Origin of the sequence: Paraburkholderia sediminicola, from assembly GCF_046027355.1 — a bacterium.
GTDB lineage: Bacteria > Pseudomonadota > Gammaproteobacteria > Burkholderiales > Burkholderiaceae > Paraburkholderia > Paraburkholderia sediminicola_B.
Genome location: NZ_JAQQEK010000032.1, coordinates 80,259 through 89,694, shown reverse-complemented (window position 1 = coordinate 89,694; position 9,436 = coordinate 80,259). Strand labels below are relative to the sequence as shown.

The window sequence follows — 9,436 nt, the reverse complement described above, 5'->3', positions numbered from 1 at the left end:
TATTTTTTAAAAAAAAAAAAAAAAAAACCCCCCCCCCCCCCCCCCCCCCCCCCCCCGGGCCCCCCCCCCCCCCTTCGCGCTTTTACAGCAACGTTTATGATGTGCGCTTTTGCGCGCCAACCCGACCACCGCCCAGCTCATGTCCACCACTTCCCTGCTCGTCCAATCGCTTCCTGTGCTCGCGCAGGGCGCCGTCCTGACGGTCAAGTTCGCGGTTCTGTCGATGATCTTCGGCCTGATTGCCGGCGCCGTGCTCGCGTTGATGGGCGTCAGCCACAACCGCGTGTTGAACTGGATCGCGCGCATTTATGTGAGCGTGATGCGCGGCACGCCGCTGCTGGTGCAGATTTTCGTGATCTATTACGGCTTGCCGAGTTTCGGCATTTCGCTCGACCCGACGCCGGCCGGCGTGATCGCCTTGTCGGCGAATGTGGCGGCCTACCTGTCGGAGAGCATGCGCGGTGCGATCCTGGGAATCCACAAGGGCCAGTGGCTCGCCGCCTATAGTCTCGGACTCTCGCGCCGCCAGACGCTGCGCTACGTGATCGCGCCGCAGGCCTTGCACATTGCCGTGCCGAGTCTGTCGAACAGCCTGATCAGCCTGATCAAGGACACCTCGCTGGTGTCGGTGATCACCGTGACCGAACTGCTGCGCAGCGCGCAGGAAATCATCGCTTCGACCTATCAGCCGCTGCCGCTGTATCTCGCCGCGGCCGCGGTCTACTGGGTGCTGTGCCAGGTGCTCGAAAGCGTGCAACGCTGGTACGAACGGCGCCTTGCGCTGCCGTCGCGCCACTGAGCACCCAGCGCATCTGACTTAACGGCTGGCGACCGGCGACGCCGCATCCAGCGGCGCGCCGAAGCGCTCGAAGCGCGGTGCGTAGTAATGATCCGGGTCGAGCGAAAACGCGACGTGACGCGTGCGGCCCATCAATTCCTTGCGCGGAAAGAAGCCGAAGTAACGCGAATCGGCGCTGTCGTCGCGATTGTCGCCGAGCATCAGATACTCGCCGGGCGGCACGACCACCGGCCCGAACGAGTCGCGCGGACTCGGCGCTTGCGGCGCGAGCCGCACGGTATGCGCGACGCCGTCGAAGCGCTCGGTCAGATAATCGCCGGGCGACGCGGCGTCGCCGGGCAGCGGCTTGAGCTTCAGCGGCTGGTAATCGGCGCGCACACCGTTCACGTACAACACGTTCTCGCGCATCGCCACGCTGTCGCCGGGCAAGCCGATCAGACGCTTCACGATCAACTCATGCGCCGCCGAGGAATCGATCGTCACGATATCGCCGCGCTGCGGATCGTGCAAATGCGCAATCGCGATGTGCGTGAGTGGCACGCGCAGATCGTAGGCCATCTTGTCGACGAAGATCCGGTCGCCCTCGCGGATAGTCGGCAGCATCGAGCCGCTCGGCACGACGTTCCAGTCGGCCACGGCGCTGCGAAACAGCACCATCAAGAAGAGAAACGCGACGAGGCTCTTGTTGTCGCGCCACAGTTTTCCGAGCATGCGCATGGCAGGCGGCTCCATTGGAAGGAATTCGAAAGCAGCGGGCACGTGGAGCGTTTTTCTTTCCGCATGCCCGCGCAAATCCTACCACCGCTGCTGGAAGCAACGCGGCAACAGCGGCGGCGGATCGGGGTACCGGGACAGCAGGATTGCACGGCGGCAGTACTGGCTCGCGCGCCTCGACGCACGCTCAACGCGCCCTCATTCGCCCGCGAACTTCAACCCGAGCGCCGCGCGTGCAGCGTCAGCCATCGCGATCATCTGCAACGACTTGCTGTGCGGCATCACTGGGCTTTCGACCTGCCCCGTGCGGATCAACTCGCAGAAGTGCGCGGTCTCGTAGTTCAGGCCGCCGCCTTCGAACGGCTCGTCGAGTTCGACCACGCGTCCATCGGCATAACGGATCGTCGCGCGCGACGGATTCCACCACGGCTCGTGAATCGTGACGTGGCCCCCTTTGGCCATCAGCAGCGCATCACCCTTGCCGTGCAGATCGAGCCCGCAAAACAACTGCGCGATGCCGCCCTCGTGCTGACTGTTCAGGCTCGCGAAGGTATCGACGCCGGTCGCCCCGAGCCGCCCGAGCGTCTGCACCTCACGCGGCGCGCCCAGCCAGTCGACAGCGAGAAACATCTCGTAGATGCCGATGTCGAGCAGCGCGCCGCCCGCATGCTCGAACGACAGCGACGGGTGATCGTCCGGCACGCCCGGCACCGAGCAGCCGGCCCGCACCAGGCCGACCGCGCCGATCGGATCGGCGTCTAGATGCGCGCGCAACTTTCTGTAGAGCGGATAAAAGGGCGGCTTCATGGCTTCCATGAACAGCCGTTGCGCGGCGCGCGCGGCATCGAGCACGCGCTCGAGCTGCGGCTGGCTGATGGTGGCGGGTTTTTCGCACAGCACGTGCAGACCGGCTTGCAGCGCGGCGATCGCGTAGTCGGCGTGACTGTCCTGGACGGTGGCGATATAGAGCGCGTCGATCCCGCTGGCGAGCAGCGCGTCGAAACTCGCGCACGCCTCGCCGCCGAATTCCCCGGCGAAAGCCATGGCCGGCTCCGCGCGGCGTGACCACAGCGCGGTCAGTTGCGCCTGCGGCACATGAGCGAGACCTTGAGCAAAGCGACGGGCAATCCGGCCCGTCCCGACGATTCCCCAACGGATCGTGCCGTCCGAGGGGATTTCCTGCGTTGCGATTGTCATCGTTCCTTCAAGTCCATGCAGTTCAGAACAGGCGCTATTGTCGCGCATGCCGCACGCTCTCGCGTGGACGTGCACTCGCGCCCTCTGCCACACAGTCTCACAAGGAAAATACCAAAGACCCAGCGTGCCGCCGCGGCGGCGACGCTCAGCCGAGTGCCGGCGGTTCCGCTGAAAAGTGGCCGCTGACTTCTTCCGCGGTGTAGTCGATCATGGCGAGCGAAGCGATTTCCGCTTCCTTCGGATCGCGCCGTTCGATCGCTTCGACCACGCGTTGATGGGAATTCACCGCGGTTTCCCACAGTCCGTCCCTGTCGGTCACGATGGGATTGACGGTCGACAGCGCGCCGCGAATGATCGCCGCCATCTGCTTGAAGAACTGATTGCCGCTCGCCACCACGATGCGGGTGTGGAACAGTTCGTCCGCTTCCTGATAGCCCGGCTCGCCCGGCCGGATCGTGCGAAACGCCTCGAACGCCTCGCGAATCGCGGCAATATCCGCCGCGCTGCCGCGCGCGGCCGCCTGCGCCGAGGCGCGCGGTTCGATCAGGATGCGAAACTCGATCACGTCGCGCAGAAACAGCGGATCGGGTTTCGCGCGAAAACGCCAGTTCACGACGTCTTCGTCGATCATGCGCCAATCGCTCATCGACCGGATGCGCGTGCCGATTTTCGGCCGCACGTCCAGCATGTCGCGCGCGAGCAGCATCGACAGCGCCTCGCGCATGACGGTGCGGCTGACGTCGAACTCTTTCGACAGCACATCCTGCGGTGGCAGTATGGCGCCGTATTTCTCTTCGACGATGCCCGTGACCAGTCCATCCATGACTTTGCTCACGAGCGATCGATCTTTGTTTGCCTGTTCCATGACACTCTCCCCGAAGCGGTGTTTGCCCCCGCGTAGCCTGTTGATCAAGCGGCCCTTTTACGTCGTTTTATTGATGTCACTTAGTTCTTCTACGATACGTTGCTAGCTTCAAAACGGTTGCGCCAGTTGGGAGACTTCCTGACAGGGTTATCCCTCTGAAGAATTGTTTCTTCCTTGTAACGCCGCATATTTTGACGGGCCATAAGCTTGCGTCTCAAGCGTGCCTGCATTGCAAAATTTGCATAGTGCGAAGACGCACGTTGTGAGACGAATTGTCTGATCCACCCTGCCTCGGCGGATAGGAACTGGCGGGAAACGACGAATGACGTGCGCATCAGCGGGTGCTCGCGGCAAGCGGTGGCGAGTCCTGCGTCGAAGCCGCCGTCGAACTCTGAATGGAACCCGGCGCCGTCACCGACCCATAACGCCCGCCGAAAAAAATCAGCGGCGCGTGTTCATCGAGCGAGAACACCAGCACCTCGCCGACGAACAGCGTATGGTCGCCGCAAGGATGCCGGTCCACCATGCGCGCCGCGAATCGCGCCGCCGCGTGCTCGAGCAGCACCACGTCCGGCAACCCTTCGACCGCCGCGAAACGCGGCGCAAGCAAGCTCTGCGGCTCGCCGGCGAAGTGGCGGCTATGCGGTTCCTGCGCCTCGGACAACACGCTCACACCGAACAGCGCGCTGTCCATCAGACGCTCGTGCATGCGCGCCCGGTGCCCGACCGAGACGACGATCAGCGGCGGCTTGAGCGAACCCGACATGAAGGCGTTGGCGGTCATCGCGTGCAAACTGTCGCCGCTGCCGGTCGAGATCACCACGACGCCGGTCGCGAAGCGTCCCAACGCGTGGCGAAAGCGCCGCTCGTCGAAAGCCGCCTGCGAGGCGCGCGGCGCCTCAGCGTGAAGTACCCTTGCCTGCATGGCCGGTCTCCTGAACGCGACCGTACTGGTCGTCGAAGCGCACGATGTCGTCTTCGCCGACATAGCCGCCTGATTGCACCTCGATCATTTCAAGCGGCGTCTTGCCCGGATTCTCACACCGGTGCGTGACGCCGAGCGGAATGTACGTCGACTGGTTCTCCGTGAGCATGAAGCATTCCTCGCCGCGCGTGACGCGTGCCACCGAATCTCTGGCGCCCACGTCCGACCAGCCCGGTACGAACGGCACCGCGACGCCGACCAGCCGCGCGTCGGTGGCGATGCGCTCCATCACCGCGTAGTCGATCGAATCGGACGGGCACAAGGCGAACGCATCGCGCGCGAGATGCAGCGCGCCGCCGCCGTCGACTGTGGCACGCTCGAACGCGGCCGCGCAGGCCTCCGCGATCACCGGCTGGCAGAGCTCGATGGCCGCGAGCCACACCGACGCTCGCACCACGAACATGCCGCTGTTCCACCAGTAATTGCCGCAAGCGACATAGCGCTCGGCGAGTTCCGGATCGGGCTTCTCGACGAACCGTTCGATGACGCGCGCCCCCCGCGTGCCGAGCGCTGCTCCCGTGCGGATATAGCCGTAGCCGGTATCCGCGCGCTTCGGCGGCACGCCGAGCGTGACGATCGCGCCGCGTGCCGCGTGTTCGAGCGCCTCGGCGAGCGCCGCGCCGAACGCGATGTGATCGGCAATCAGATGGTCCGCTGGCAACGCCACGATGAGCGGATCGTCGCCCTCCACCGCCGCCGCGCGCGCGGCGAGCGCGGCGACGGTCAACGCGGGCGCGGTATTGCGCGACATCGGCTCGAGCACCATGCGCACCGGCCGGCCCGATCGTTCGAGCCGCTGCAGGCGTTCGAGCGTTCGCAGGTGCGGATCCTCGCAGCAGACCACCAGCGGCGCTGTCATGGAACGCGTGCCGGATGCCGGCGTAGCGCGTTGCGCCGCGGCGAATGACGCGTCGAGGCGGCTCAGCGTGGTTTCAAGCAGCGACTCGTCACTCATCGGGCCGGTCAACTGCTTCGGATTGCGCTCGCGCGACAACGGCCACGATCGGGTGCCCGAGCCGCCCGCGAAAATCACCGGCTGCACGGAAAAACGCGCGGCCGTTTCGCTGACGTCCCTGGTCGACGCAAGCGGAATGCCTGGTTCTACGATGCGATTCATCTGCGAGTCCCCTATCCGGTCAAACTGGTCCGGTGATTTTTTCTATGTTGTCCTGCGTGCTACGTGTAAAGCCATGCCTTCGTTCAACGGCCGCCGTCAATCGAAGCGGCAAGCGGCGAGCGGTTTGTGCGCGATGAAGTGAAACCACCACGCGTCGCTCGCTTCCACATCGTCGGTAATGAGATTGCCCACGGAACTGTCGAACACCGCGTCGCATTGCAAGCCGACCTGCGCCAGTTGCCGGCGCTGCTCGCGCAGCGTCGTGTAGACGATCACAATGCCGAAGTTATGAGCCGCCGCGGTGTTGACCGCATAGCCGCCGTAGTCGTGATTCAGCTTCGCGTTGCGCACGTAGTTCACCGCGCCGAGTTGGAAACGCCACGCCGAGCGCAGCGTGCGCCAACCGAGTCTGAGCGGATTGAACGTGAACTTCGGCAGCAGTTGCCAGATGTTTTCGCCGTAGCCGGGGCCGCCGCGGTTGTGCGACGAAAACAGCACATAACCGCCGGGCCGCACCACGCGATACATCTCTTCGAGAATCCTCACGCGATCGTCGTAGTCGACACAGTCGATGCCGTTCCAGCTGAATTGCGCGAGCCCGTAATGGTCCGATGGCAGCGCGGACATGTCGCGCGCGTCCATATGCCGAAGGTCGCACTCGGGATAGCGCGCCTTCGCGAGATCGAGCAGCTTCTGTGTGTAGTCGACGCCGGTGTAGTCGTCGGAGATTGCCGTCATCAGCGGAATCGTGCGGCCGGCGCCGATACCGATATCGAGTAGGGGTTGACCCGCGCAACGCCGTGCGAGCCAATCGAAAGCAGCCTGCTCACCGGGATCGGAGTAGGTCTTCTCGAACGTCATGACGCGTTCGGCGTCCGACGAATTCCATGCAACTCGGTTGATGCGGTCCAACTCGGATTGACTGTTCACTACGCGCTCCCCGTAAGCGTCTGTGCGCTGGACAATCCTTGCGCATGCATAACGCTTCCCCGAATAGACGGAACCCGCGCGCTCGCTTTACAAGCCATTGCGTGGTTTGGGCTCGCCGGATGCCACCAGCCAAACCGGCCATCGACACTACTGGCCTCACGCTACGCTCCTCACCAGGTCCCCGTTTTCAAGCCATTACAACAAACGTTGCATGATTGATATGTACGTCCCGCCACATTGGCTCGGAGTCCGATTCAAAGGCGAATGCAAGTCGCACGCGTCATTGGAAACAGACAGCGTAATCCGTTGCCATGCGACGCGCGCGGCCTGCTCGGCCGCGGGCACTCGCTCTCGCGTGGCGTCAGCTTCGGAAGTGCAACCTGTGCGCTGGCAGGCGTGACGAGCGTCCGCCCCATCACAGCAACTCAAATGTGTTCACGAGCACCGCGCTGTCGCGCTCACGGCGCCGCCCGCCGAAAAGCGGCTGACTGCCGCGCACCTGGCGCGTGAGGCCGATGAAGGGCACGCCGTGTTCGAGATAGGGCCCTTCCGTCTTGCGAAAGCCGAATTGTTCGTAGAAGCCGCGCAAACCGAGCGGCGCGCTGACACGCGCGGCATGGCCCGGCCAACGGTCGACAATCGCCTGCAGCACGCGTTCGAGCAATAGTTCGGCGGTGCCGTCGCCGCGTCGCAGCGGGCTCGTCAGCACCTTGTCGATGGTGATCTCCGGATCTTCCGCATCGCCGGGTTGCAGGCGCGCGTAGGCAAGAATCGGCATCGACCGCGCCATGTCCTCCACGGCGAACACATGCAACGCGTTTTCGTCACGGCCATCGGCGTCGAGACAAACATGCGATTGCTCGACCACGAACACCGCGCTGCGCGCCCGCAAGATCAGATACAACTCGCGAGCCGAAAGCTGATCGAATTCCAGCGTCTTCCAGTTCATCACGTTCCCCAGCAGTCAATAAGTTCAACGACGCCGGCATCGCGCGCCGACTTTGACGGCCTGGCTGCATGGGCTGGCCCGTTCTGATGGCTACACGGTACGTGCGCAAAACACGTGTTTCCGTGCGCCATCGCACTGACGCTGGGCTTTGACAATTCTTAAATACGAGGGCATCGGGGCACGGCATGCAGAAAGCCGCCTGAATGCGCACGCAGTCAATGTGAGCGCGCCGCACCCGGCATATGGACTCCGCCGGCGTGCGCCGCGGCAATGAACACGAATAACGATCACGTGCGCTGGATCGATGTCCGCGACATTCAAGACCGTTAAACAACAGGGGACCACACCATGAAAAACGCATTGCGACGCATCCTTTCCGAATCGGCTCGCCTGGATGTCCCGGCGGACACCCTGGCCGATGACGCCGACCTGTACGCCGCGGGCCTCTCCTCGCTCGCGACCGTGCACCTGATGCTGGCAATCGAAGATGAATTCGGCATTGAAATTCCGGACCGTCTGTTGACGCGGCGCCTCTTCTCCAGCATCGATTCGATGTCCGCCGCAATTACCGAGCTGCAACAGGCGAAGGCGGCAGCATGAACGCCCCGCTGCTGGACGCGGCGGCGGCCGCCGCGACGCACGTACACGATGCGGCTGAAGGCGCTGACGCGTCGGTCGTGCTGACTGCCGTCGAAACCGAACCCGGCTGGCGCGCGGCTGCGCAACGCTGTGCGGCGGTGGCCGCGCAGTACGCAGACTCGGTGGATCGCGAGGCGCGCTTCCCGAGCGAAGCGTTCGACGCGCTCAAGCACGAGCGCCTGCTCTCGGCGATGGTGCCGGCCGCGTTCGGCGGCGCGGGCCTGTCGCTCGCGGACGTCGGCGCGATCTGTGAAACGCTCGCGCAAGGCTGCGCCTCCACCGCGATGGTGTATGCGATGCATCAGATCCAGGTGGCGTGCATCGAGGCGCATGGCAGCGACGCTGCATGGCATCGGCAGTTGCTCACGCAACTGGTCGAGCATCAATGGCTGCTGGCGTCGGCCACTTCCGAGGAAACCATCGGCGGCAATATGCGCACCAGCGCCTGCTCGGTCGAACTCGACGCTGCGCGCTTTCGCATCGAAAAGCTCGCACCGACGATTTCGTACGGCGCACACGCCGACGGCATTCTCGTCACCGCGCGCCGCACCGCCGAGTCGGCGGCCGCCGACCAGGTGCTGATCGTCGCGCTGCGTGCCGACACGCAACTGGAAAAGCGCGGCGGCTGGGATTCGATGGGCATGCGCGGCACCTGCAGCGAGGGCTTCCGGCTCGTCGCCACGGGTCTGGCCGAACAGATTCTGCCGACTCCGTTCGCCGAGATCGCCGATCAAACCATGCTGCCGGTCTCGCACACGCTGTGGGCTTCGGTTTGGACGGGCGTGGCCAGCGACGCCGTGAATCGCGCGAAAGCGTTCTTTCGCGCGCAAGCGCGTGCGAAACCCGGTTCGGTTCCGCCGGCCGGTTTGCGCCTCGCTGAAGCGGTCGGTCTGCTGCAGATGATGCAGGCGCGTCTCGCGGTCGCGCTGGAAGCGGCACGCGCCGCTCACCAGGCGCGCCACGGCGGCTCGCAAGCCGATGCGCCACTCGCGGCCATGCTCGGCTTCGCCTCCGACATGAACACGCTGAAGACGAGCATCTCCACCACCGCGCTGCAGGTCGTGCACGAAGTGCTGATGATCTGCGGCATGGCGGGCTACAAGAACGGCACACCGTACAGCGTCGGGCGCCATTTGCGCGACCTGCACTCCGCGCCGCTGATGATCAATAACGACCGTATTGCGCAGAACACCGCGAGCCTGTTGCTTGCGCAACGTCCTGCCGCCCCGGGGAGAGCCTGA

General features: G+C 64.4%; 10 protein-coding genes. 3 read left to right on the top strand and 7 right to left on the bottom strand.

Annotation, left to right across the window (positions count from 1 at the left end; genetic code table 11):
• Positions 1-139 precede the first annotated feature (139 nt).
• Positions 140-799 (top strand): amino acid ABC transporter permease, encoded by a 660-nt coding sequence (locus tag PQR42_RS36560; RefSeq protein WP_408390719.1) that lies wholly within the window; start codon positions 140-142, stop codon positions 797-799.
• An 18-nt stretch (positions 800-817) separates the two neighbouring features.
• Here the strand turns inward: PQR42_RS36560 and lepB are convergent, their stop codons facing one another.
• The 7 genes from lepB to PQR42_RS36525 all read right to left on the bottom strand — a co-directional run bounded on the left by lepB (position 818) and on the right by PQR42_RS36525 (position 7,556).
• Entirely contained in the window at positions 818-1,516 is a 699-nt protein-coding gene (gene lepB, locus PQR42_RS36555; protein ID WP_408390717.1) for a signal peptidase I, read from the bottom strand.
• Between the two features lie 195 nt (positions 1,517-1,711).
• The gene (locus tag PQR42_RS36550; protein WP_408390715.1) at positions 1,712-2,710 is read right to left on the bottom strand and encodes a Gfo/Idh/MocA family protein; all 999 of its coding nucleotides are present in this window, start codon (positions 2,708-2,710) and stop codon (positions 1,712-1,714) included.
• A 145-nt stretch (positions 2,711-2,855) separates the two neighbouring features.
• On the bottom strand, positions 2,856-3,575 hold the full coding sequence (locus PQR42_RS36545) for a FadR/GntR family transcriptional regulator (protein WP_132374882.1): 720 nt from the start codon (positions 3,573-3,575) through the stop codon (positions 2,856-2,858).
• Positions 3,576-3,909: 334 nt separating this feature from the next.
• Positions 3,910-4,500, bottom strand: coding sequence for a flavin reductase family protein (locus PQR42_RS36540; RefSeq protein ID WP_408215093.1), 591 nt, complete (start codon positions 4,498-4,500; stop codon positions 3,910-3,912).
• The gene (locus PQR42_RS36535; protein ID WP_408390713.1) at positions 4,475-5,677 is read right to left on the bottom strand and encodes a sugar phosphate nucleotidyltransferase; all 1,203 of its coding nucleotides are present in this window, start codon (positions 5,675-5,677) and stop codon (positions 4,475-4,477) included. The genes PQR42_RS36540 and PQR42_RS36535 overlap by 26 nt, the downstream gene beginning before the upstream one ends.
• A 96-nt stretch (positions 5,678-5,773) precedes the next feature.
• Positions 5,774-6,607 (bottom strand): class I SAM-dependent methyltransferase, encoded by an 834-nt coding sequence (locus PQR42_RS36530; protein ID WP_408390711.1) that lies wholly within the window; start codon positions 6,605-6,607, stop codon positions 5,774-5,776.
• A 415-nt stretch (positions 6,608-7,022) separates the two neighbouring features.
• Complete coding sequence (locus tag PQR42_RS36525) at positions 7,023-7,556, bottom strand: GNAT family N-acetyltransferase (RefSeq protein WP_408215086.1); 534 nt, start codon at positions 7,554-7,556, stop codon at positions 7,023-7,025.
• Positions 7,557-7,904: 348 nt separating this feature from the next.
• Here PQR42_RS36525 and PQR42_RS36520 point away from each other — a divergent pair, with 348 nt between their 5' ends.
• Together PQR42_RS36520 and PQR42_RS36515 are read left to right on the top strand one after the other, a co-directional pair.
• On the top strand, positions 7,905-8,156 hold the full coding sequence (locus tag PQR42_RS36520; protein ID WP_408215083.1) for an acyl carrier protein: 252 nt from the start codon (positions 7,905-7,907) through the stop codon (positions 8,154-8,156).
• Entirely contained in the window at positions 8,153-9,436 is a 1,284-nt protein-coding gene (locus PQR42_RS36515) for an acyl-CoA dehydrogenase family protein (protein WP_408446515.1), read from the top strand. The genes PQR42_RS36520 and PQR42_RS36515 overlap by 4 nt, the downstream gene beginning before the upstream one ends.